Annotated in this window: 20 protein-coding genes; 8 read left to right on the forward strand and 12 right to left on the reverse strand. The window is 48.9% G+C overall.

What is annotated here, in order from left to right; translation table 11 throughout:
* Positions 1–6: 6 nt before the first annotated feature.
* Both ACZ50P_RS05585 and ACZ50P_RS05590 read right to left on the reverse strand, forming a co-directional pair.
* On the reverse strand, positions 7–756 hold the full coding sequence (locus ACZ50P_RS05585; RefSeq protein WP_464134146.1) for a hypothetical protein: 750 nt from the start codon (positions 754–756) through the stop codon (positions 7–9).
* A gap of 189 nt (positions 757–945) precedes the next feature.
* Positions 946–2382: a lipase maturation factor family protein gene (locus ACZ50P_RS05590; RefSeq protein ID WP_464134149.1), complete on the reverse strand. Its 1437-nt coding sequence runs from the start codon at positions 2380–2382 to the stop codon at positions 946–948.
* A gap of 118 nt (positions 2383–2500) precedes the next feature.
* On the opposite strand from ACZ50P_RS05590, the gene ACZ50P_RS05595 reads away from it, so the two are divergent.
* On the forward strand, positions 2501–2776 hold the full coding sequence (locus ACZ50P_RS05595) for a hypothetical protein (RefSeq protein ID WP_464134151.1): 276 nt from the start codon (positions 2501–2503) through the stop codon (positions 2774–2776).
* A 39-nt stretch (positions 2777–2815) separates the two neighbouring features.
* On the opposite strand, the gene ACZ50P_RS05600 is transcribed toward ACZ50P_RS05595, so the two are convergent.
* Positions 2816–5146 (reverse strand): endonuclease MutS2, encoded by a 2331-nt coding sequence (locus tag ACZ50P_RS05600; protein ID WP_464117700.1) that lies wholly within the window; start codon positions 5144–5146, stop codon positions 2816–2818.
* Positions 5124–6734 carry an apolipoprotein N-acyltransferase gene (gene lnt, locus ACZ50P_RS05605; protein ID WP_464134154.1) on the reverse strand — a complete coding sequence of 537 codons (1611 nt, stop codon included), beginning with the start codon at positions 6732–6734 and terminating at the stop codon, positions 5124–5126. The genes ACZ50P_RS05600 and lnt overlap by 23 nt, the downstream gene beginning before the upstream one ends.
* Positions 6735–6767: 33 nt before the next feature.
* Between lnt and ACZ50P_RS05610 the strand changes: the two genes are divergently transcribed.
* Positions 6768–7586 (forward strand): hypothetical protein, encoded by an 819-nt coding sequence (locus ACZ50P_RS05610; protein ID WP_464134155.1) that lies wholly within the window; start codon positions 6768–6770, stop codon positions 7584–7586.
* Between the two features lie 30 nt (positions 7587–7616).
* On the opposite strand, the gene ACZ50P_RS05615 is transcribed toward ACZ50P_RS05610, so the two are convergent.
* From ACZ50P_RS05615 to ACZ50P_RS05630, 4 genes are all read right to left on the reverse strand, one after another.
* Positions 7617–8186, reverse strand: a complete 570-nt coding sequence (locus ACZ50P_RS05615) for a hypothetical protein (RefSeq protein WP_464117696.1) — start codon at positions 8184–8186, stop codon at positions 7617–7619.
* Between the two features lie 68 nt (positions 8187–8254).
* Complete coding sequence (locus ACZ50P_RS05620; RefSeq protein ID WP_464134157.1) at positions 8255–8827, reverse strand: hypothetical protein; 573 nt, start codon at positions 8825–8827, stop codon at positions 8255–8257.
* 122 nt (positions 8828–8949) lie between these two features.
* Positions 8950–10086, reverse strand: coding sequence for an ABC transporter substrate-binding protein (locus ACZ50P_RS05625; protein ID WP_464134159.1), 1137 nt, complete (start codon positions 10084–10086; stop codon positions 8950–8952).
* 80 nt (positions 10087–10166) lie between these two features.
* On the reverse strand, positions 10167–11549 hold the full coding sequence (locus tag ACZ50P_RS05630) for a S8 family peptidase (protein ID WP_464117690.1): 1383 nt from the start codon (positions 11547–11549) through the stop codon (positions 10167–10169).
* 249 nt (positions 11550–11798) lie between these two features.
* On the opposite strand from ACZ50P_RS05630, the gene ACZ50P_RS05635 reads away from it, so the two are divergent.
* Genes ACZ50P_RS05635 through ACZ50P_RS05645 form a run of 3 tightly spaced genes read left to right on the forward strand, consistent with a single transcriptional unit; the run spans position 11799 to position 13081 of the window.
* On the forward strand, positions 11799–12098 hold the full coding sequence (locus ACZ50P_RS05635) for a hypothetical protein (RefSeq protein ID WP_464117688.1): 300 nt from the start codon (positions 11799–11801) through the stop codon (positions 12096–12098).
* 18 nt (positions 12099–12116) lie between these two features.
* The gene (locus ACZ50P_RS05640) at positions 12117–12527 is read left to right on the forward strand and encodes a hypothetical protein (protein WP_464117687.1); all 411 of its coding nucleotides are present in this window, start codon (positions 12117–12119) and stop codon (positions 12525–12527) included.
* 8 nt (positions 12528–12535) lie between these two features.
* On the forward strand, positions 12536–13081 hold the full coding sequence (locus ACZ50P_RS05645) for a hypothetical protein (protein ID WP_464117685.1): 546 nt from the start codon (positions 12536–12538) through the stop codon (positions 13079–13081).
* 43 nt (positions 13082–13124) lie between these two features.
* Here the strand turns inward: ACZ50P_RS05645 and ACZ50P_RS05650 are convergent, their stop codons facing one another.
* From ACZ50P_RS05650 to clpS, 4 genes are all read right to left on the reverse strand, one after another.
* On the reverse strand, positions 13125–15287 hold the full coding sequence (locus ACZ50P_RS05650) for a transglycosylase SLT domain-containing protein (protein ID WP_464134161.1): 2163 nt from the start codon (positions 15285–15287) through the stop codon (positions 13125–13127).
* An 88-nt stretch (positions 15288–15375) separates the two neighbouring features.
* On the reverse strand, positions 15376–16272 hold the full coding sequence (gene htpX / locus ACZ50P_RS05655; protein WP_464117681.1) for a protease HtpX: 897 nt from the start codon (positions 16270–16272) through the stop codon (positions 15376–15378).
* A gap of 61 nt (positions 16273–16333) precedes the next feature.
* Positions 16334–18664 (reverse strand): ATP-dependent Clp protease ATP-binding subunit ClpA, encoded by a 2331-nt coding sequence (clpA, locus tag ACZ50P_RS05660; RefSeq protein WP_464117679.1) that lies wholly within the window; start codon positions 18662–18664, stop codon positions 16334–16336.
* On the reverse strand, positions 18661–19005 hold the full coding sequence (gene clpS / locus ACZ50P_RS05665; protein ID WP_262553862.1) for an ATP-dependent Clp protease adapter ClpS: 345 nt from the start codon (positions 19003–19005) through the stop codon (positions 18661–18663). The genes clpA and clpS overlap by 4 nt, the downstream gene beginning before the upstream one ends.
* Before the next feature lie 234 nt (positions 19006–19239).
* On the opposite strand from clpS, the gene ACZ50P_RS05670 reads away from it, so the two are divergent.
* From ACZ50P_RS05670 to ACZ50P_RS05680, 3 genes are all read left to right on the forward strand, one after another.
* Entirely contained in the window at positions 19240–19809 is a 570-nt protein-coding gene (locus ACZ50P_RS05670) for a type IV pilin protein (protein WP_464134164.1), read from the forward strand.
* A gap of 6 nt (positions 19810–19815) precedes the next feature.
* A complete protein-coding gene (locus ACZ50P_RS05675) occupies positions 19816–20499 on the forward strand; it encodes a tetratricopeptide repeat protein (RefSeq protein WP_464134165.1) in 684 nt (227 codons plus the stop codon).
* Positions 20500–20598: 99 nt separating this feature from the next.
* Positions 20599–21936 (forward strand): MFS transporter, encoded by a 1338-nt coding sequence (locus ACZ50P_RS05680; RefSeq protein WP_464134167.1) that lies wholly within the window; start codon positions 20599–20601, stop codon positions 21934–21936.
* Positions 21937–21957 lie beyond the last annotated feature (21 nt).

Raw genomic sequence — 21957 nt, forward strand, 5'->3', positions numbered from 1 at the left:
GCTTTTTTAGAAGCAGAAGTTGTTGGCCATGGATTGGTATTGGGAAGTGGAGAATTGGCCGGCGCTGTTTTTGAAGGGGTGCAGGGCTTGCAAGACACCCGCGCGGCTTGCGCCGTTGTCGTTAGCGTAGTCGGCAGGGTTTGCGGCGAACAGTGGCAACAGGGCGTCCATAGTGTTGATGGCTTTGTTTGTGGAGGCGTCGTAGTTAGCCACTTTCAAGACATCGTAATCACCATTTTGATCTTTAAGATCCACCAGGATGTTGACGTTGTTGAAGAAGTTTTGTGGATCTGTGTAGCCCATGCTGGAAGCCACGTTAACCACTTCGCTCCATTTCAAAGTTGTTTTCCAGCCTGTCAGGTATTGACCTGTGGATGGGTTCATCAAAGCAAAATTCAATGCAGAAGAATCCAGGTTTGTGTAACCGGATGGATTTGCCAACCATTTCCACATAGAGATATAGGAACCACCGGTTTTGAAGGATTCAGGCAAAGCGGTCAGGCGAAGATAAACATATTCCATGCGAACATATTTGTAAGAATCCACAAAGACTTTCAATTTACCAGTGATGCCATTTGCGGAACCTTGGTTGCAATAGGCCAGAGCTTTAGAATTTGCGCTTCCGATATCTTGAACCGGTGTACGGCTGGAGGAGTCCGTGGAACCAGCGACCTGGTTGCTGGAACCGCAAGCTGTCAAAAGAGACAGTGCACCGAGTGTTAGAAGAGTTGTGAAGATTTGTTTCGCATTTTTCATAAAGCCCCCTGTTGCCAATCTATAAAGCAAGCCCGGTGCCATAGATCAGACTGAGACAAAGAAAAAAACACCGTGAATTCAGTAGCTTGAAAGAAAGACTCTTCTCAGGGTGATACGTTCCCAAGGTGATACGTCAAACTTCTGCAGAGGTGCCGCTCTCTGCGTGTCACTTTGCGCCCCCAGCCTCTTCTAGTCAGTGTCCCGCGTAAAGGTGGGGCCGTAAGAGCCCAGATGTTCACGCTGCCACCATGAGCCTGAATTTCTAAGTTCACTCAAGTTAGTGAAGCGATACTCATAGCGCTCAAATCGCAAATAGTGTGGTGCCGATCCCTTGAAGGGGTTGGTTTTCAGCAGAGCCAGGACATCCGGCGATTGTTCGAAGATCCTTGTAGCCACGTTTTGCAGCCACAGGTTTTCATTAAACCCTTCCAAGGCTGCGAACCACATCTGCCAGTCCAGCCGCGGTTGATGAGGAGCCACCAGGGTCGGCATCTTTTTCAGGTTGCCGGGCTTATGAAAGAACTCATAGTCCTGCCAGTGATGGCCGTCGTTACTGCCCTGTAAAATGATCTCGGGGCGGGATTTAGTCATCACGGCAAAAAGTCCATAGGGATTGTTGATACGAAAAGGGTAGAGCAGGCGCATATAAGGAAGCATGAAGTTCAGTTTCTCGCTTTTTTCCCAAAGCGTTTTCAAAATCCAGAACAAGGACGCTGGCACCAAGATCAGCGCAGGAACAAGAGCCGCCTCCGTCGGAATTGTGCTGTGCTCAACCCAGTTGATTTTAAACCCCCATGAAGAATCCGGCAGCACCGCCAGGCACAGCCCCAGAGTCATCAGATTGAAGAAGCCAAAGTTGCCAGTGAAGATAATCAGAATTTGCAACAGCACTAAAAGTGCGACTGCGACCACTTGAGTTTTGCCGGGAATCAATATGAAGAAGGGCATCACAAGCTCAATAGTGAACATGACTGCGGCGCTCAGCCTTTGCAGGAACAGCGGAAGTTTGTGTGCAAAATAGGCCAACGGAGTCGGAAGTGGCTGAGTCCAGTAGTGAAAGGTCAAGGCTGTCAGATTTTTCCAACTGGCATCCTTATGGGTCAGCTTCACCACACCCGACAGGAACATCAGTTTAAACAGCAGAAGAATGACCAACGCCAGAATCACCGGATGCAAACTGTGAGTTCCCAGGGGAATCCACTCCCACTTCCAGGGGGCGAAGAACAGTCCCAGAAAACCGAACTCCAGCAACAGGCTGTCCCACTGATAGCTTAAAAAAATCTGACCGCAGCTGACGAATGAAAGGTAACAGACAAAGCAGATCAGGAACATGATACTTTGGCTGAACCCCAGAAATGCCAGAGATGAAGCCGTCATTCCGACAAAGCAAAACAGCTTCAGCGTCAGATCACTGGAAGAAAACCAGAACAGACTTGGAATGTGATAGAATCGATCCGCTTTCAGTTCTTTATCCAGAATATTTAACAGATGATCGATGGACAGAATACCTTGAGTTCCAAAAAGTCCGAGGACCTGAGGCAACAAAGACAAAAACGCGATGAAGTAGGACAGAGCCAGCGTCTTGGATACAATCCAACTTGAAATGTTGTAGTCCTCAATTAACATAAGGGGCCTTTCCACTCTTGATTTCCGGCAGGTGGTCTGAAAAAGAATACCCTGCGGAACATCGTCTCTTTTAGCCTTATCTGGGTGCGATTTTTTTAACTATAACCCAGGAGAATCTATGAAAGCATTTGTTCTATCTCTCTTTGCAGCCCTGACCTTGTCAAGCGCCAGCGTGTTTGCGGCAGAAGAAGTTTTTGATCTTCAATCGGGGCCCGGCCCCTTTGTGGTCGAACCTATCTTTGAAGCCGAACGTTTAAGCTGCCCGGCAGAGACCACACCGATTGCCAAGTACTGCTGGAACACAGGCAAAGGTTGTTTTGTGAAGTGCGGAGTGGTTTGTCATCCGAAAAGGGAGGTTCCACCACCGGTACCAGAACCTCACTTTGAAAATTAAAAAGAAAAAGCCCCCGATGTTATCGGGGGCTTTGCTATTTTAAGACTCGCCAATTTCCACCCAAGTGATGCCGTCGCCGCCACCTTCAGGTGAGCCCGCTTTCCACTTCTTCACGTAAATCGAGCGAGACAAGTACGTGCGCACGGCGCGCTTCAGAGCTTCAGTGCCATGTCCATGGATGACCTTAATACGGTCTTCGCGTGCTTGTGCGGCTTTATCCAAAGCCAGCTCCAGTTCCTGCAAAGCATCCTCGACAGTTTTTCCACGCAGATCCAGTGTGCGGTCATCATCAGCCAGTGCCACAGTGATGTTGGAACTTTGACGAACCAACTGCGAAGTTGGATTGGACGGTTTGCCCGGTGCTTTGAGCACCGTCCAAGGAATCTGCAGACGCACTGATCCGGACAGGATCAGGACTTCTCCTTTGGAGTTGGGCGTGCTCTGCACGATACCGTCCTGGTTCAGGCTGGGTACAAAAATCTTTGATCCCGGTGGGAACTTCTTGCCAAATTCCTCGGCCGTTTCCGGTGCTCCTGGTTGTGTGATCGGTTTTGCTTTTACAATTTCAGGAAGTTTGTATTTGATTTCCTGCAAAGCCGTGTGACGTTTGAAGGTCTCATCCGCCTTGGCGTGCGCGATGGCTTCTTCAACTTTGCGCTCGGCTTTCTTTAAAGTGCGCTGCAACCATTCGTCTTTGTCTTTGTTGAATTGCTCCAGCATGCCTTCGTATTTGCGTTTCATCTCGGTGGCTTTTTTTGTTTCCTTACGCAGGTGGTCCTGCAAAAGCGAGATGTCTGCTTTCAACTGTTCAATCTGTTCCAGGCCTTCCAGACGTGCGCGAGTAGCTGGCGCCAGCACGTCCAAAGCACGCTGCACGATGGTCTGAGCCACACCCACACGTTTGGCAGTTTGAATAGCCATGGAATCACCGGGAATTCCGGCTAAGAACTGATAAGTTGGACGGCCCGTTTTGGGATCGTACTCCATACTTCCGTTCAGTACCCGGCTGCCTTCATCCCAGCCCGCTTTTAACGGCCCCAAGTGTGAGGTGATCACACCAAAGACGTCGTTAGCAGAGTAAGCTTCAATAAATGCACGGCCCAGGGCACTTCCTTCTTCAGGATCGGTGGAACCACAGATTTCATCAATCAGGATCAGATTGTCGCGGCCTTTGACGGAGGCCGCTTTGCCCAGGATTTTCAAGTGCGCGGCGAAGGTGCTGAGTTCTTCATCGACGCTTTGGGCGTCACCAATGCCGATCAGAACATTCTTAAAGAACGGAACCTTGGATGTTTCGCTGGCACAGATCGGAAGCCCGCAACGAGCCATCTGGGCAGCAAGGCCGATGGATTTTAAAAGCACCGTCTTACCGCCGGCATTGGGACCACTCAGCAGCAAAATGCTTTTTTGTCCTTCCAGCAAAACCGTGTTGGCAACGACCGGTTTGCCGGTCAATTGCAGCAGGGGATGGCGCACCTCGATCAGCTCCATGCTGTCGGTGGAAAACTCAATCGGGTGGGCGTTGACCATGTTGGCAAACTGGGCCTGCGCAAAGCGAAGGTCCGCATCTCGCATTAAAACCTGGGAGCTTTCAATGTCCAGGGACTTTGAAGAAAGATAATGTGAAAGCTCAGTCAGAAGCCTTTCAATCTCGTCTTCAATCTCCACCTCGATCTGGCGCAAACGGTTGTTGGACGGAATCACTTTTTCGGGTTCAATGAAAACAGTCTGTTTGGTTTGGGACGACCCGTGGATCACCCCTGGCAGATGGTGTTGCATCCCACTGCGCACGGGAAGAACCCAGCGGCCTTCGCGAGTGGTGACGTATTTATCCTGCAGGACATTTTCCATTTGATGATCGCGCACCAGGCGATCCAGGGTGCTTTGCACCTCGCGCGCCAGTCTTTCTTTTTCGCGGAAAAGACGGAAAAGTGTTTCACTGGCATCCGATCGGATGTCTCCACTGGGGGTCAGGATCTGATCAATGGCTGAAATCGGTTCTTCAGCCTTCATCAGGCTTCCGTGAAGGCGCTGAGCCCAGTCGTTTTGTACCGGGTGCAGGGCCTCTTTCAACGCCAGGGCTTCAAGGCAGAAGCTGCGGACGTCTTTCATTTCCAATGTTTTTAGAACCGCCCGTTTTTTCAGGCGCGAAATCCAGGTCGAATATAAATCCAAGCTGGTCATGAACGGACGCACACCCTGATTTAATACTTCGGTGGCATGGCTGATTTCCTGGAAGCTCGCATAAGCTTCTTCGCGGGAATTCAGCGGACCGGTTTGCATGACGGCCTCACGCCCCATATCGCTGGTCGCGTGAGTCTTAATTTTTTCTAGAATTTCTATCCAATCAAGAACGACGAGATCTTGCATTGAGGGCTCCTCGGACAATAATGGCTCCCAAAATCAGAATTAACACGATCCAGTCCCAATGACCCCATTGGACATAGAACGTGACGGGAGCATTTTTTAAATACTTTATCACAAATTGACCGCTCCATTCTTCATGGAGCGGAGATTTTTGCAGAACATCACCATTGGCAAGAATGGCGGTGCTGATGCCAGTATTGGTCGAACGGACCAAGGGGCGGCGCACCTCAATCGCCCGGGCCAGTGTCATATAGAGGTGCTGATGAGGTTCAAATGTTTTCCCGAACCAGGAGTCATTGGTCACGTTGACCAGAATGTCGGCCCCTTTTTGGGACAATCCGCGTGTAAAGTTCGGATAAAGACCCTCATAACAAATCTGACCGCCCCAGCGGATTTTTCCTTCCGGGCGCTCCCAGGTCATGACTTCGGGACCATGGCCACGCCCGAAATTTGAAATGAACGGCAGAAGCTTCAGGATGAAGGGGAATTGTTCGCTCAAAGGCAGATATTCGCCGAAGGCCAGCAGTTCCGTTTTACGATACGGCTTGTCCAGGTTGTTTCCGTTGGGATCAATCAGGAACAGGGCATTGTAGGTGGAAGTGTCTTTTTTCTCATCCGTTTTAGGATCTTTGGAATAAGCTCCGGTGATCAGCGGTGTTTTCAGCGGAGCCAGTCCGGAAATCAGAATCTGAGTATTCTTGCGATCCAGCAGATGCTGGTCCAGATAGTCTGGGAAGGCGGTTTCAGGCCAGACCAGGATGTCGGTCTGCGGGAACTTTTGTAATGCCCCGAAGGATAGATCCAGGAACTTACGTGTGATGACTTCCTGATAACCACGCCCTTGTTCGGCATAGATCTTTTCCAGATTGCCGATGTTTGCTTGAACCACAGTGGCGCGGATTTCACTGTCAAAGTGGTTCCACTTTTGGCCGTGCCAGTACCCCAGAGCGATCAGGGCTGCAAAGGTCATCGCGAGCACAGAAAGCTGAGTCAGGGCCTTTTTGATATAGCTTTGCTTCAGCCAGATGTATCCCATCCAGGCATTGAAAAGCAAAGCCACTGCGGAAAGTCCATGGAAGCCCACGAGGTCGGCAAGGTGATATCCCGGCATCTTCGACCAGATGAAAGTGTATCCTAAATGCCACTCAAAGATGACCGGCCAGATGCGCTCCAAAAGCGCGTGCAACAAAGCGATGGCAAACAGGCTTTGCCCGCCACTTAAAGAAAAACGCAGGCGCAACCACGTTCCTGCGGCCACGGCGACAGGAATATACAGATGCATAAACGCACAAAAAAGAAGCAATGCCAGATAGGACACGGCCCACGGCAGTTGCCCGAACTCGTGCGCGGTGTAGGCAATCCAGTGAAAGCCAATCAAAGTCAGAATGAATTGTGTGACCCAGCCCGCCCAAAAAGATTTCTTAACAGAACTGTTTTCCTCAGTCGCAGAAAGCCAAAGCGGAGTGTAGCAAAAGATCAATGCCCACGGAGGAAAGGGGATGTAACTTGTGCCGACGAGAATTCCAGAGAGAATCGCCCAACGAAAATCGTAGGCTTTATGCTTGAAAAATTGAAACCATCTCTTCATCATGGTATTAGTAACATAAAGAGTGAGTGAGTCCACGTGAAATTGAAGATCAGATGCCCATCATGCGCGAAATTGTACGAAGTTGAGAGTGACGATATCCAGTCGGAAACGCCTCTATTTCAGTGCATTTCCTGTGAAAGCAGATTCAGTTTCGAATATCCTCCTCAGGACCCTCTGAATGTGATGTGCTTTAAGGTTTCGTTGGAGCCGGAAGAGACTCGGGAAGAGCCCCTTTCTGCGATCATGGAGAAGAGCGAACGAGTTCTTGCTGCTGAGCGCCAAGCTAATTCAGTCGTCGAGCCGGGCACTCAAGAGATGAAATCCTGCCCGAAGTGTGGAGCCTTAAACGGGCGTCGCGCGAAGGAATGTTATTCCTGCCATGTGATTTTCGAAAAGCTGGAAGGTCTGCCAAAGGATCCATCCTTGAAAGCGCAGCCAAGTCTGGTGCGTAAATGGAAAAACCTGGTTGAAAACTTCGAAAACGAAGATCTGCATGATGAATTCATCCGTTCCTGCCATCAGTTGGATGCGTTGCGTTTTGCGGTGCTAAAATACGAGGATCTGAAAGCGGCACAGGGGGGTGACCCGAAGTGTGACGAGATGATCGCGCGAATCAATTCCTTGATGATGATCGGTTTGTCTCAAAAACCGGTGGCCGGTGAGGCCGCTAAACCGAAATGGAACAAGTACCTTTATTGGGGGCCGTTTGGTCTAAGTGCCCTCTTGATTTTGCTGGGTATGATCAATCTAGGGCATCGCAACTTGATTGGCGTCGGTGTGGCGCTGGCTTGCATGACGGCGGGCTTGATTGTGATGATTAAAGGCAAGATCTCTGCCTCTGATTTTCTGGATTAAAAAAGGCTCCCGACCGGGAGCCTTTTTCATTTAAAGGCAATAGTTGTTTTCGTTAAAGTAGCGGTTGCACATGGACGAACCGTTCTGGCAGTCCGATGGCATGTTGGACCAGTAAGTGCCCGTTCTGGAGCAGGTTTTGGTGCCGCCATCTTTGACTTCGGCTAGGAACTCGCCTGTAGCGGTCACTTTGTCATTCAATGTGATTTTGTATCTCACAACGTTTTTGCCCGGATCCAGTAAAGGTTTTTGCAGCAATGTTGCGATCCACAGATTGATGGATTTTTTGCTTTGTCCTTTGGTGCTGTCATAGGCAATAGTTTTGGTTCTTTGCGAGCCATCTTGGTGTAGAGCTGTCAGCGTGACGGAGTCACCTTTTACACCCGTGGGACCAACGAAGTAGTCATATTCGCCCGAGGTCAGAATCTCTTCACGACAGATAAAAGAGCCGTAAGTTGGTCCCCCGGGAGAATTGGATTGGCAGTGAACGATGATACGTCCTTGTGCTAGGACCGCTGTTTTTTGATTTCCGTTTTTGAAGCCCACGTCGGCCTGAGTGCTCAGGCCAAATAAAAATATGAAGACAGATAGTACCGGTTTCATAAAAGTTCCCCTTCCTTTGCAAACAAGTCTGGCATTACCGGACCTGGATAGCAAGCCAGGAGAGCCTTTTACGGAATTGGGCAGAGTCTTTCTTTCTGACAGTGAATGATCTGGTCCCGCAGTTGGGTCATTTCATCCAGATTGTGTTCTAACTCATAATCAAATCCGACGGCTTTGCCGCCACGCTGGGAGACAGAAATAAACTGTGTCACGTACTGGAACTGCTCATAGGCGTACTTTTCTCCGGTGGCGGTGTTGATAAACTCCAACGGCTGGCCGGAGCCCAGGTGAGTCAGGAATCTTTTGCGTTGTTGTTTGGCTTTGGTCAGGCCGTTTTTCAGGTTGCTGTAGCATTTCACTTCACCCACCATGGCGACTTTTTGAGTGTTCTTATCCAGAAGCACCATATCCAGTTCGCCAACGGTGCGGCCTTTTAAGTTATAGGCTACGCCTACAATCACTTCATACTGAGGTGCGGGATACTGTTCAGAGAATTCAGCGCGGGCCACTTCCTCACAGACGGCGCCTGGATCGCGATAGTGGCGGGCTTGGTTGCGGATTTTGTCGAAACTGGCCGCCAGGTCTGCCAAAGCAGAAGTTGAAAACAATAGTACAAACAATGAAGACAGAATTTTTGTCATAAGTGAGGTCCCCCGAACGGATTGGGGGCAATGTGCCACAGCTAGGCGGAGTTATCCAGGTAAGGGCACTCGTTGGGGAAAAAGGAAAGGGCTGTCGAGAATCTAGACAGCCGCGACCCCTGTTATTTCCGGGCGGCTTTTTCTTTCTGAATTTCCTTCTCCACCCTGTCATAGATAAGCTTCATGCCATTGCGATTGCGTGCGGAGAGGGTCGGCCAGTAGATGGCATTTTTAAAGAGAAATTCCTTTTCCTTGGGGGCAATCGTCAGGGGTTTGTACCCCTCTGCCACATAAGCCCTGGGGACGGCCGAATAGCATTTGAGCTGATCAATCACTAATCTTCTTTGGAATTCCGGCGATAGGGAAAAATTCAGCCATTCCATCGCCAAAGTCTCAGCAAAGGCGGATCTTTTTACGGCCCGGGTCACTAGGAGGTAGTCTGTCCACATGGTGATGCCCTCTTTGGGGAAGGCAAAGACCCATTCTTTTTTTGGGTCGTCATGGACAGAGTGCGAAAAGCCCCATGCGGTGGTGAGAACACTTTTTTCAACCTCTTTGTCGTGGGGGACGCCTTGCCAGTAGGTCGCATTTTTTAACAACTGTTTCAGTCTTTTGGAAAATGCTTCGGACTTAAGGGATTCAACGTCGGCAATTTTATCTTTGGGTATGCCCAGAGAGAGGGCTGTTATGTAGATATTGCTCTCGTAAAACTCCTTGGAGATCGCAAACTGCTGGCGATATCTCGAATCCCACAAAATCTTCCAACTGTCGGGAGCTGTTTTGAAATGCGCTTTTTTATAGAGAAGACTGTAGGCGCCAGAAGCAAATGGAACTCCATAAAGAAGGTTCTTATCAACAATGAAGTCATTGTTGATAAAGCTGTCCTCGACCTCCTTGAGATGGGGGAGAAGTTCTTTGTTGACGGGGATGACAAGCTTCTTTTGGATAAATGAAAATCTATCGTCGTGGATGAGGTTGTGGGAAGGGGAAATAATATCGGTTTCGTTGCCACGAACGCGATCAAAGAAGTCATTCGGTGAGTAAACATATTTGACCACCACCTTGATTTCTTTGTTGTATTTTTGCTTTATGATTTTCTTAAAATCAGCGACGGCCCATTCGGGCGCGTAGGGTTCCCACACATCCATTGTGAGAGTTTCACTTGCCAGAGCGTCTTTCCCACACAGGCACCAACAGAAAAGAACGGAGAGGAGTAATGGATGAAAGCGCATGGCAGTGATAATATCGAGAACTGCCATTTACTAACATTTAAAAAACAACTCTTAATAATTTGTAAGATAATGAAAATCAAGAGCAGGCGGGGATTGCCGCCGGCCTGCTAGAAACCTTCGTTTTCCTGTTTTGTACCGAGCTTGCTTGGACGAGCTTTTGAGCCCATGGCATCAATCAAGGACTTGCCGAACATGCTCATCTCGGTGGCGGTGGCATCTAGGCCTTCTTCCGCTGCACGGGATCTTCTGTCGTTCGGATCACCGCTGAAGCTTTTCATGTTTTGAGTGTTCACTGCAATCACCCCGGAAGCTCCCACGCCCTGATCCAGAATCGTTAAAGCTTTATAAAGGTTCAACTGACGGGAGGTTCTGGTTTTGGAAGCCAACTGCGACTGGGCATCCCCTGTGGCAAGAATGTACTTCTTAACATCTTCGGCCTGGAAAGACTGCTTATGAGCCATCACCAAAGCGGCGGCCCCAGTGACAAAGGCTGTGGCTTGCGATGTGCCGGTCATATAACCATAAGAGTTCCCCGGAAGGCAGGACAGGATGTTTTGTCCTGGGGCTGCGATATCCACGGTTTCAACACCATAGTTGGACGACGCCAGCACTTGGGTAGAGGGGTCAATGGCCGTCACAGAGATAATATTTTTAAGTTTGTAGTCAGCCGGGTAGTAGTGATGCTGATCCGAGTTGGATCTTTCATTACCAGCCGCTGCGACAAACAGAATGCCTTTCTTCTCGGCCTCGGCAATGGCGTCATGTTCTTCCTGTGAGAACTCTGTGCCCCCGCCGGAGTAGTTGATGATGTTCGCACCCATCTTCACGGCATAGCGAATGGAAGCCACCGTGTTTTTGAGATTGTCTGTTCCTGGAACTTTAGGATCGTAGTACTTCAAAATCATCAGGCTGACTTCCGGGGCAATCCCGGTGATACCTTTGCCGTTTCCAGCTTCTGCACCGATGATGCCTGCGATATGGGTTCCGTGTCCGTGATTGTCATCAAGCTTCGGATTGTTGGAAACAAAGTTCCAGCCATAGACGTCGTCAACAAAACCATTGCCGTCGTCATCAATGCCGTTGGTGGCTTTGTCTCGTCCCTTAGAGTCCAAACCGGTTTCTCCGGGATTGCGCCAAAGGTTTCCGGCCAAGTCTTCGTGTTTGATGTCAATGCCGGTATCGATCACTGCGATGACGATATCACGGCTGCCTTTGGTGACAGACCAGGCGCGGGCTGCATCAGACTTCTTTAAGCCCCAGGCCTGACTGATGGCCGGGTCGTTGAAAAGGGCACTGGGCTCATCCACAACTTTGTCAGTTTGTGATGTGATGAAGGACTTTTCCAGCGCACGCAGGCTGCTGTCCTTTTTGCTGGAGCTTTGTGTGCGGGAAGGGGAGCTTTCTTGTGTGGAGTAAAGGTAAAGCCCCAAACCGCCAAAGAAAGTCAAACCGACACAACTAGCTGCAATAACCACTTTGCGAGAAAACATGAAGTATTCCCCTTTCTCCACAAGAACTTATCGGCAAATAGTCCGGCAGCATGAGACGAAAAGAGGGACTGTTGATGGGGGATGTCGCAGAATGGGACGGTCAGAAGCCGGATCTTGATTCTCGGATTTCGGACCAGGTTATAGGGCGCTAAAGCTATTTACACCCATGAGATCGAATATATTCGATCTGACGCTGGTATCGCATTCGCAATACGTCTCAGCATCCGAATTACGGAAAAGGAGAAAGAAATGGAAAAGCAAAAAATTAATAAGTTATTGGCTATGGCGATTGTACTGGCGACGGCTCCCTTTGCTCACGCGGCTTCGTTGAGTGCTTCTGAGATTAGCTCAGTGAGAGGGGTGTTGCGGGCATTGAATGTCGATGAATCTCAGCTATCCAATCAAGATATTGAGGCCTTGAGGAATCAAGGAAATGAGATTCGTTCTTACGAGAAATCAAAAGCAGAGTTTCAGGAAAAAGCTTTGGATGGCTCCATCTATCGCACCTGTGGTGCTGGTTCGCATGGTGGTGATGGCGATCCTGTGTAACGTTTAAGTGGGGGATTTATGAAAAATATCATTGCAAGAATTGTGAACTTAAAAGAATTTTCAAACTCCAAATCGACAGTGCTGCTTGAAATGGTCTATGACGATCTTGTGACTTTGCTACGTTTTATTCATAAGTCCCAAAAGGAAGGCTTTCTGCAAGGGCCCTTTCTTTTTACGAATCAAATCGAATATCTGGATCAGATGTGGCACCACTTTATTCTGCATACTAAAGCTTACTGTGATTTTTGTATTTCTGAGTTTGGTGAATATCTGCATCATGATGTGGGAATTCCCTTGGAAGATACAAAGAAGGAAGAGGCAGGCAACGACGGTGAAGTTATAATTTCTCAAATGAAGTTGCTTGAAGATCGGCTTGGTGTGGATTTTGTTAGACGAATTTTTTTTATTTATCCTGAACTTCTAAAATAGGACGACGTATGTTTTCCAAAGATATTGGCGATGGTTTTTACGTAAGAGAGGTCTCTGCATCGGAGTTGCGCACCTGTTTGGCGGAAAATTTCGATTCGGTTTTCTTCAACAGATTAGAAGCAGAAGCGGCGGGGGCAGGCGACGGTCCGAGTCAGGGGAAGTTATCTGATCGCCGCAAAACGGAACAAAGATTTATTCTACGCATGGGGGTTTTCTCTCGGGATCGAATGATAGGTTGGCACTTTGGACATGCCACGGATGCAGAAACCTACTATATGCAAAATTCGGCAGTTTTGGCGGAGTTCCGAGGAAAGGGGCTTTACGGAAAACTTCTGAGTTGTGTTCTGGAGAAAGTGCGCCATGAAGAATTTCAAGTGGTCACAAGTCTGCACCACCCCAATAATCCCGGAGTCTTGATCCCGAAATTAAAGGAGGGTTTCGTGATAACGGGGATGCATTTTCACGAACGCTTTCGCTCTTTAGTAGAGCTTAGATATATTTTTGATTTAGAACGTCGTAAACGATTTCACCGCAGTTTAGGGTTGGATCTTTGAAATAAAAAAAGCCACCTTGGGAAGGTGGCTTTTTGCTTTGGGACTAGCGTTGTAACTTGAGCAGTTCTTCCGGGAAGCGGGAACCTTTGCCTTGATGAAGCAGTCGTTGATAGAAGACGTAGTTTCGCATCGTCAGCTTGATGTAAGCCCGGGTTTCTTCATACGGAACTTCCTCGATAAACTCGACAGAGTCATCCCGGAAGCGGGTCTTGAGCCAACCGCGGATGGCACTGTCATTGGCGTTGTAACCGGACACAGCCAAAATATATTGGTTGTTATACTTGCGCATCAGGTTCTTCAGCTCAAAGGCCCCCAGCGGGACATTGATTTCGGGCTTAAACAAGTCACTGGCTTCGCTATAGGGTAGATTGTTCTGTTTTGCCAGTTGTTTGGCGACACTTGGCAGAAGTTGCATCAAACCGAAGGCATCCACGGGGCTGCGGGCTTCGGGATTAAATGCGGATTCCTGGCGGATGATAGAGAAAATAAACTCTTGTGGGATTCCGCTTTTCTTGGAAGCTTCTGCGATGATATCGCCGTAAGCCTGTGGGAACAAAAGATCGGGATGATCATTTAGCAAGCGGTCTTTGACCTCTGGTTGTAAAGCACCAATGGCAGAGAATAGCGGCAAGTATAGGCCCGCACGTGCGTATCCAGAAGATACCGCCAGCCAGGTCTTCTCCGCTGTGACATTGCGTTTTTTCAGGTCATCAACGGCGATGTTCAAGATTTTTTCTGCAAAAGGTTTTTCATTAACGGCTATCAGCCACTCAGTCGTCAAACGGGTGGAAACGGATAGCTCCTCCACGGAAAATAAACTTAAGCCCTGCAGCTCGTTGACATCAACGGACAGGGGAGGGAACTCCCAGCCCAGGTCACGATAGGCCATGACCCCATAGTATCCCAGCGGATCTTCTTTGCTCAGAGTTTGCAGTTCGGCTTGGGCTTCAGGCTCAAGATTTAGTTTCTTAAGTGTTCTAGCCAGCCAGAAACGTGCACGGGATTTATCGGAAGGGTCTTTAACCAGCTCTTTCATCTGCTCAAGGCTGGTGCGGGCTTCCGCCCATTTGCCAAGTTTGAAATAGTTCCAGGACTTCAACCACGAGATCTTATCGCGCAGGCCCGAAAAGCTGACAGGCTGTTGATAGCTGGCTTCAAAGTATTCCAGGGCTTTCTTGAAGTTGCCTTTTTCTTCGTCTATGCGGCCCAGGATAAAGAACACTTCATCCATCGGATAAACACCACGCAAGCGGCGATGGGTTTCGTTTAACACCTGCACCGCACGGGAAGTTTGATCTTCCGTCCACAAGGTTTTCGCAAACAGAACCTGCGAATCATGGAAACGCGCGATTGTGCGGCGGTCCTTTTTATTTTTTTGTAGCTGATTTTTGGCCCAGTTCACCACATCGGCCGTGGCGTTGATATAATCGTTGCGGCGTTGGGCGACCTTATAAGTCTGGCGGATGTTTTTCAAAGCCTGGAATTGTTCGTCGGCCGTAGCCTCTTTGGCATCCAGGATTTGTCTGTAAGTTTTAAGAGCTTTGTCGAACTCCCGATGGAAGCGATAGTCCGAAGCCACAGCGCTGAGCTCTTTATAGGCGGGCGCAGGATTCAGGCGCGGAGAATTTTTATAAAGCTGGGCCTGGATGCTGGCGGCGTCTTCTTTAAGTTCCAGTTTTTGTGCCAGCAAAAGGGCCTTAAGATAGTATTCTTCCTTGTTCTTTTTATTGCTTTCGCTACGAGCTTTTTCAACATAGGCCGTCAGGTCATCCTGAAGTTCTGGTGTCTGCAATGCTTTTTTAAGATTGATGTCGATGGAAAGATCGCGATACCAAGGGGCGACACTTTCCGGCAGATTGGCCAGCAATTTGTCTGCAGGGCAGGTTTCATAAGCTCTGAGCAATGCCAGATCGTGCAGTGGGAATTCCATGACGGCAGATAGCTGACTGAAGCCTTCACATGCCACGGCGGGATTTTTTTCCTTATGCGCCATGGACACCATATAGGTCTTCCACCAAAGGATGTTGTTTTCTTTGGCGCCCACTTCAAGTTTTTCAAGATCTGAAACAGGAGCAGATCTCCACTTCGCCATAAAGCTTGGCAGGGGAGGTGTCAGTCGCTTGTCGATACGCGTGTCAAAACGCGAGGTGGTCGCGCAACCCAAAAGAACAGAGAAAAATGAGAGGGCAAGAACTATACGAGGCATAACCCAGTTAGGTTATGCCCATTTCAGTGAAGAAACAACCCCGAGAGCGGAAAGCCGTTCTAAAGTTGGCTTTCCGCTGCAAGTGGTCTTAAACGCGGCCGCGTTGCAGGGCTTCGATACGTACTTCCAGAGGCGGGTGAGTCATGAACAATTTGGCGATTCCACCTTTGTCGCGGTTGGAGATCATCAAAGTGGCTGTCGCACCTTCTTCCGGTGGGATTGGCAATTCATACACAGAGCGCAGTTTTTGCAAAGCTGCGATCATGTTTTCGCGGGAAGAATACTTCGCGCCACCAGCATCCGCACGGAATTCACGTTTGCGTGAGTAGTAATTCACCACGATAGAGCCCAGCATCGTGAAGGCAATGTCGCCCAGGATTGTGACAGCGAAGCGAACGATCTCGCGGAATTTTTCATCCACGTTGGAAGCCACAAGGTTTGCCAGGATACGAGAGAAGAACATGGCAAACGCATTCACGATACCTTGGATCAAGGTCATGGTGACCATGTCACCATTGGCGATGTGAGCCACTTCGTGTGCCAAAACGCCTTCAACTTCTTTGTCGTTCATTCTTTGCAACAGACCTGTGGAGACCGCCACCAAAGAGTTGGATTTGGAAGGTCCAGTCGCAAAGGCGTTGATGTCTACGGATTCGTAGATACCAACTTCTGGCATTTTAGGCAGTTGCGCACGGCGAGCCAGTTCGTGAACTTTTGTGACCAACGCTCGAAGTTCAGGATTTGGATTGTTAGAATCAATGACTTTCACGCCATGGAACATCTTCGCCATCCATTTGGACATGAACAGGGAAATGAACGCTCCCCCCATACCCCAAACGGCGCAAAACGCCATCAAGAACGGGATGTAAGAGTTAAGTCCCGCCAAGCCCAGGAAGCGGCTGACGATAGACCAAACGATACCGATCGTGACGATCACCAGAACGTTTGTAAGAATAAAAAGACCAATACGTTTTAAAAATGCCATTTATGCACTCCTTTTAGAGTCACCACTAATAATGATAACTCTAAAAGGAATGTCAATGCCATCACGTTGTGACAGGTTGCTTTTGATTTTTTTGACCCGCCCCATTGTTGGGGGTGGTGCTAAAATGGAACTTGAGCATATCCTTTTCAAGTTCAACATTTACGCGTCCACCATCCACCAATCGGCCGAAAAGAAGTTCGTCAACCAAGGCTTTTTTAAGATGTTCGTCCACACAGCGGGCCAAAGGACGCGCTCCGTAAACCTTGTCGTAGCCTTTTTTCATTAGCCACTTAATTACATCTTGAGAAACGTTCAGTTCCACTTTCTTTTCCAGCAAGGTCATCTTCAGTTCATCCACAAATTTCTGAGTAATGCGGATAACCATGTCTTCGGTGAGGTCGCGGAAGGACACCACGGCATCAAGACGGTTGATGAACTCCGGAGAGAAGGCCTTCTTGATCGCATCCAAAGACAAGGAACTGCGATTTTCGTCGACCATTCCGATGGTGCCGCGCGAAGTTTCCAGGGCACCCGCGTTGGAGGTCATGACCAGAACCACATTCTTAAAATCAGCCACGCGTCCGTTGCTGTCGGTCAGTCTTCCGGCATCCATCACCTGTAACAGAATATTTGTGATGTCGGGGTGAGCTTTTTCGATCTCATCCAGCAGAAGAACACAGTACGGATTTTTGGTGACCGCTTCTGTCAGCAAACCACCTTCTTCGTAACCGACATAACCCGGAGGAGCCCCCACCATGCGGGCCACGGCGTGTTTCTCCATGTACTCACTCATATCAAAGCGTTCGAAATGAACGCCCATGATGCTGGCAAGCTGGCGGCAGACTTCGGTTTTACCGACACCTGTGGGGCCGGTGAAAAGGAAGCTTCCGATGGGTTTGTTCGGGCGACCCAGGCCGCTTCGGGCATACTTAATGTTGGCCACCAGTCGGTCAATGGCTTCGTCTTGTCCAAAGATCAGCGCTTTGAGTTTCTTATCCAGATCACGCAATTGTGTTTTTTCACTTGAAGAAATATTGGCCACAGGAAGCCCCGTCATTTTTGCAATGACCTCTTCGATCTCGGGCGTGTCGATCTTGATGTCTTCCGCATTTTCATATTTCAGACGGAAGTAAGCTCCGGCTTCGTCCAAAACGTCAATGGCCTTGTCAGGAAGAAGTTTGCCGTGAATATGCTTTTGCGAAAGTTCAACGGCGGCTTGCAGCGCTTCATCCGAGAACTGCACCTGGTGGAATTCTTCGTAGGACTTGCGCAATCCTTTGAGAATTTTGACGCAGTCTTCTTTGCTGGGCTCATGGATGTCGATCTTTTGAAAGCGACGATTCAAGGCGCGATCTTTTTCAAAGTACTGGCGATATTCGCTGTGGGTGGTTGAACCGATGCAGCTGATATCACCGTTTGCCAAGGCTGGTTTTAGCAAGTTAGAGGCATCCATCGACCCGCCGCTGGTGGCACCAGCGCCGACGATCGTGTGGATTTCGTCAATGAACAAGATGGCATTGGGATGCTTTTCGATCTCTTTGACGACGGCTTTTAAACGACCTTCAAAGTCACCGCGGAATTTTGTTCCGGCCAGCAATCCCCCCAGATCCAATGAGTAAATCACCGCATTTTTCAGCTTTTCTGGAACCTGATTGTTGACGATTTTTTGTGCAAGTCCTTCCGCGATGGCGGTTTTACCCACGCCGGGTTCACCAATTAGCAGGGGATTGTTTTTTGTGCGACGGCAAAGCACCTGGATAGTTCTTTCAATCACATCTTCGCGTCCAATCAAAGGATCTAACTTTCCTTGTTTGGCGCGTTCATTCAGATTGATGCAGAAGCTTTCCAAGGGGGATCCTCGAACTTCCTCGCTGCCATCGCCCTGATAATCTGCGGGGCGGGGAGTGGAGGCTGGAGGGATGTCGTGATCTCGTCCGTCCTTTGTGATCCCATGGGAAATAAAATTGATGATATCAAATTGAGTAAGACCCTGTCGGGCCAGCGCGAAAGCCGCGTGAGAGTCTTGTTCATAGAACAAAGATACCAGCAGACTGCCTTCGCTGATTTGATTGCGACCGGCGCTTTTCATTTGAATGGCCGCACGTTGAATCAGGCGATGGCAGGCCAGTGTGAATTCAGGTGTCCAGGATTCAAAACCACCATAGGAACCAAGTTGTTCATCGGTGATCTGAGGAATGCCGGTTTTCAAATGATCGCGTAAATCCTGTTTTAGTTTTTGCACATTGACGGCGCAGGCCTCAAGAATTTCGACCATGACTGGAGACTCGGTGAGGATCAAAAGGATGTGCTCCAGAGTGACAAACTCATGACGATTGCGCTTGGCGAGTTCAGTGGCTTCGGCGAGCTTGCGCTCAAGTTCACGGCTCATCATGCTTCCTCCTCCAGTGTGCTTTTCAGGGGGTATTGATTGAGTTGCGCGAACTGATTGACCTGCATCACTTTCATTTCGGCAATTTCAAGGCTGAAAACCCCGGCAATTCCTGCACCCTTCTTATGAACATCTAACATTATTTCAGTGGCTTGCTCTTCTGTTTTTGCGAAAAAACGACGCAATACAAGGACGACGAAATCCATCGGTGTGTAGTCGTCGTTCAGAAGAATCACCTTGTACATCTTCGGAGTGTCCAGTTTCGGGACGAGCTGGACGCCTGCTTCCCCCTCTGTCGAGGAAAAAGGATAGTTGCTGTTGTTGTCTTTTTTATTGTTACCCATGAGTTTTATTCTACCTTATGACTCAATTTGAGCACTCTTTCAGCATTGGCAAGTCTAGCGGGGCCATAAAAGCTGGTTATAGGTCCTGCTCAGAGGGAAAATCATCGGTCCCTTACGAAATAAACATGAAACAAATTATGCAGTCATATTCGATACAGGACCTTGCAATACAAGATCACATTTGACACACTTATGTGGGTAAACAGTTTAAAAAAGAACCATGGAGGTCTTTAAATGTTTTCATCTAAGAGAAAATCTCAAAGCGGTTTCTCGCTTGTTGAGTTGATGGTCGTTGTGGCGATCATTGGTGTTTTGGCGTCTATCGCAGTGCCACAAGTAAATAAATACATCGCGAAAGCGCGTCAGTCTGAAGCTAAGACGACATTGTCATCAATTTATACTTCTGAAAAGGCATTCTTTGCTGAGTACTCCGCTTACCATGATATGTTTGGTGCTATCGGGTACTCTCCAGAAGGTAAGTTGAGATATAATGCTGGATTTGGAGCTGCTATTGCTGCCAACATGAAGGCTGGTGCTGCTCAAGGTTACAACAATCCGCCAACAGCTGCTCCAGGAAATACTATTAACACGGGTTCATACTGTGGAGCGAATGGTGTAATCGCGAACGGTTGTACAATCCTTTACGGTTTGAGTGGTGCAGCTCCAGCGGCTCCAACAGGTACATCGATGACTCTTACAGGATTTGTAGTGAGAGCTCAGGCTAATATCTACGGAACTGGGATGGATGTTTGGCAAATTGATAACAATAAAAACCTGACAAATCCAACACCAGGTATCAACTAAGGTTCAATGTTAACTTTGACAAAGTTTAATTTTTGTTTGAAGCGAAAAATCCCCACTATATTAGTGGGGATTTTTGCTTTGGCGCTGCTGGTTAGTGCACAACAATCCTATGTGCAGGTTCTTGATCAGCGGCGCACTTTACTGCCTCCTCCGGCGATGCTTGACCATATGACCTTTGGATATTCGGAAGTGATAGCAGACTCTATGTGGATTAGGGCTCTGCAAGACTTCGATTATTGCGAAGCAGAGATTTCAAAGAGAATCTGTGTAAACAATTCGTGGCTGTATAGAATGCTCGATTCGATCACCAATTTGTCACCACATTTTCGGATGCCTTATGCAACTGGTGGATTGGCTTTGTCTGTGCTGGTTAGTGACATAGAAGGTGCTGCGAAATTTTTTGATAAGGGGGCGAAGGCTTTCCCCAACGATTGGCCCATTTTGTACCGGGCCGCCTATCACTACATGTATGAAGTAAAGGACAACAAACGAGCTGCCGAACTGCTTATTCAAGCGGGAAAAAATGGCGCTCCTCCTTGGGTATTCACACTCGCCGGTCGATTGTATTCCGATGCTGGAAATTTAGAACTTGCAGAGTCCGTACTTCAGGACATGATCCAGACCAAGCAGGATCCTGTGCTTATCAAGCGCCTTCAGGATAAAATCCAAAGTTTGAAGAAAAATCAGTAAAACATCGTGGCAAAAGCATGATTCCCGTCATATGTCTTTGCCCGTAGTTCTGGCATTGTCCTTTGGGTTGACCCCGTTCCTATTACCAAAGGATTTTCAATGCAGCACCCGTACCCCAAAGGCTTTCGTAAAAGAAGAACGCTGAATTGGTTAACTTTGGGATTGATGTACAGTGCTTATTATATTGCCCGCTACAATTTCAGGGCAGCGACCCCTTTTTTGGTGGAAGAGTTCCAGTTCACGAAGTCCGACATCTCTGCCTTGTGGGCCGCCTTTAGTTTCGCCTACGGGACGGGGCAGCTCATTAACGGTTTGTTCACCGATCGCATCGGTGGGAAGAACGCCATGCTGATTGGGGCCGTTGGTACCGTTATCGTCAACTTGATTTGCGGCTTCAGTCCGATCATTTCCTCATTTTCAACATTCAGTAGCATCCTGTTGTTAAATGGTTACTTTCAGTCCTGGGGTGCCCCCGGAATGATTAAAATCAACGCCGCCTGGTTCAAACGCTCTGAGCGTGGAGTCTTCGCCGGTGTGTTTGGTTTTATGGTGCAGCTGGGGCAGGTTGTGTCGGCCCATTTGTCGCCCTTTTTGTTGGCAGGGTTTGCCATTGGGGCTTTCATCGTTGCTGAACATCAGTGGCAGTGGTTGTTCCGCGTCCCACCTCTTGTCGTGGGGGTCATGATGATCCTCACAGCCCTTTTGGTAAAGGAATCGCCGGAACTTGCGGGTTACGCCCCCGAAGTCATCGTCGATGAAGTGGATGACACCAACGGGGTCCGCGTTCCTCTGAAAGAAAGCTTCATGACCATCTTCAATCATCCCTTGATCTGGTTTTATGCGATGGCCTATGCCTGTACGGGGGCCGCGCGCCACAGTATGGATCAGTTGGCGACCTTGTTCTTTGTGGAAAAACTGTCAGTGGATGCAAAAGGCGACGGCACCTTAAAGTGGATCTTCACGTTGATGCCTTTTGTGGGGGTTCTGGGGTCGTTCGGCGCAGGCTGGATTTCAGATAAAATGTTTTCCGGGCATCGTGGGCCGGTGGCCTCAAAGTTGTACTTCTCGGCAGCAGGGGTGATGGTTGTGGGGGCTTTCCTGATGCACTGGTTCTCCGGATCACTTGTGCTCAGTGGCTTTATTCTGCTCATGATCGCACTTCCGGTGAATGCCACTCACTCGATCATCGGTTCAGCGGCCCCAATGGATATTGGTGGTAAGAAAATGGCGGGCTTTGCCGCGGGTGTGATTGACTCCTTCCAGTACTATGGAGCCGCGATCGCTATGCCCTTTGTCGGCAGTATGATCGACTGGTATGGCTGGGACGCCTGGTTGCCGTCGATGGCGATTTTCTGTGCGTTTGGCGGGTTGGCGATGGTTAAACTTTCCGCAGTTAAAGCTAAACTTAGAAAGCTGGGCCTGAAAACGACCGGCTAAGATTGGACGACGCCCCGCGCG

It is taken from the genome of Bdellovibrio sp. CKG001, from assembly GCF_055397465.1.

Coding starts and splice junctions, on each gene's coding strand:
- ACZ50P_RS05675 (WP_464134165.1), top strand. CDS start 19,816: ATGTTAACTTTGACAAAGTTTAATTTTTGTTTGAAGCGAAAAATCCCC.
- ACZ50P_RS05635 (WP_464117688.1), top strand. CDS start 11,799: ATGGAAAAGCAAAAAATTAATAAGTTATTGGCTATGGCGATTGTACTG.
- ACZ50P_RS05640 (WP_464117687.1), top strand. CDS start 12,117: ATGAAAAATATCATTGCAAGAATTGTGAACTTAAAAGAATTTTCAAAC.
- ACZ50P_RS05590 (WP_464134149.1), bottom strand. CDS start 2,382: ATGTTAATTGAGGACTACAACATTTCAAGTTGGATTGTATCCAAGACG.
- ACZ50P_RS05600 (WP_464117700.1), bottom strand. CDS start 5,146: ATGCAAGATCTCGTCGTTCTTGATTGGATAGAAATTCTAGAAAAAATT.
- ACZ50P_RS05630 (WP_464117690.1), bottom strand. CDS start 11,549: ATGTTTTCTCGCAAAGTGGTTATTGCAGCTAGTTGTGTCGGTTTGACT.
- ACZ50P_RS05615 (WP_464117696.1), bottom strand. CDS start 8,186: ATGAAACCGGTACTATCTGTCTTCATATTTTTATTTGGCCTGAGCACT.
- ACZ50P_RS05595 (WP_464134151.1), top strand. CDS start 2,501: ATGAAAGCATTTGTTCTATCTCTCTTTGCAGCCCTGACCTTGTCAAGC.
- ACZ50P_RS05670 (WP_464134164.1), top strand. CDS start 19,240: ATGTTTTCATCTAAGAGAAAATCTCAAAGCGGTTTCTCGCTTGTTGAG.
- clpA (WP_464117679.1), bottom strand. CDS start 18,664: ATGATGAGCCGTGAACTTGAGCGCAAGCTCGCCGAAGCCACTGAACTC.
- ACZ50P_RS05680 (WP_464134167.1), top strand. CDS start 20,599: ATGCAGCACCCGTACCCCAAAGGCTTTCGTAAAAGAAGAACGCTGAAT.
- htpX (WP_464117681.1), bottom strand. CDS start 16,272: ATGGCATTTTTAAAACGTATTGGTCTTTTTATTCTTACAAACGTTCTG.
- ACZ50P_RS05650 (WP_464134161.1), bottom strand. CDS start 15,287: ATGCCTCGTATAGTTCTTGCCCTCTCATTTTTCTCTGTTCTTTTGGGT.
- ACZ50P_RS05585 (WP_464134146.1), bottom strand. CDS start 756: ATGAAAAATGCGAAACAAATCTTCACAACTCTTCTAACACTCGGTGCA.
- lnt (WP_464134154.1), bottom strand. CDS start 6,734: ATGATGAAGAGATGGTTTCAATTTTTCAAGCATAAAGCCTACGATTTT.
- ACZ50P_RS05620 (WP_464134157.1), bottom strand. CDS start 8,827: ATGACAAAAATTCTGTCTTCATTGTTTGTACTATTGTTTTCAACTTCT.
- ACZ50P_RS05645 (WP_464117685.1), top strand. CDS start 12,536: ATGTTTTCCAAAGATATTGGCGATGGTTTTTACGTAAGAGAGGTCTCT.
- clpS (WP_262553862.1), bottom strand. CDS start 19,005: ATGGGTAACAATAAAAAAGACAACAACAGCAACTATCCTTTTTCCTCG.
- ACZ50P_RS05625 (WP_464134159.1), bottom strand. CDS start 10,086: ATGGCAGTTCTCGATATTATCACTGCCATGCGCTTTCATCCATTACTC.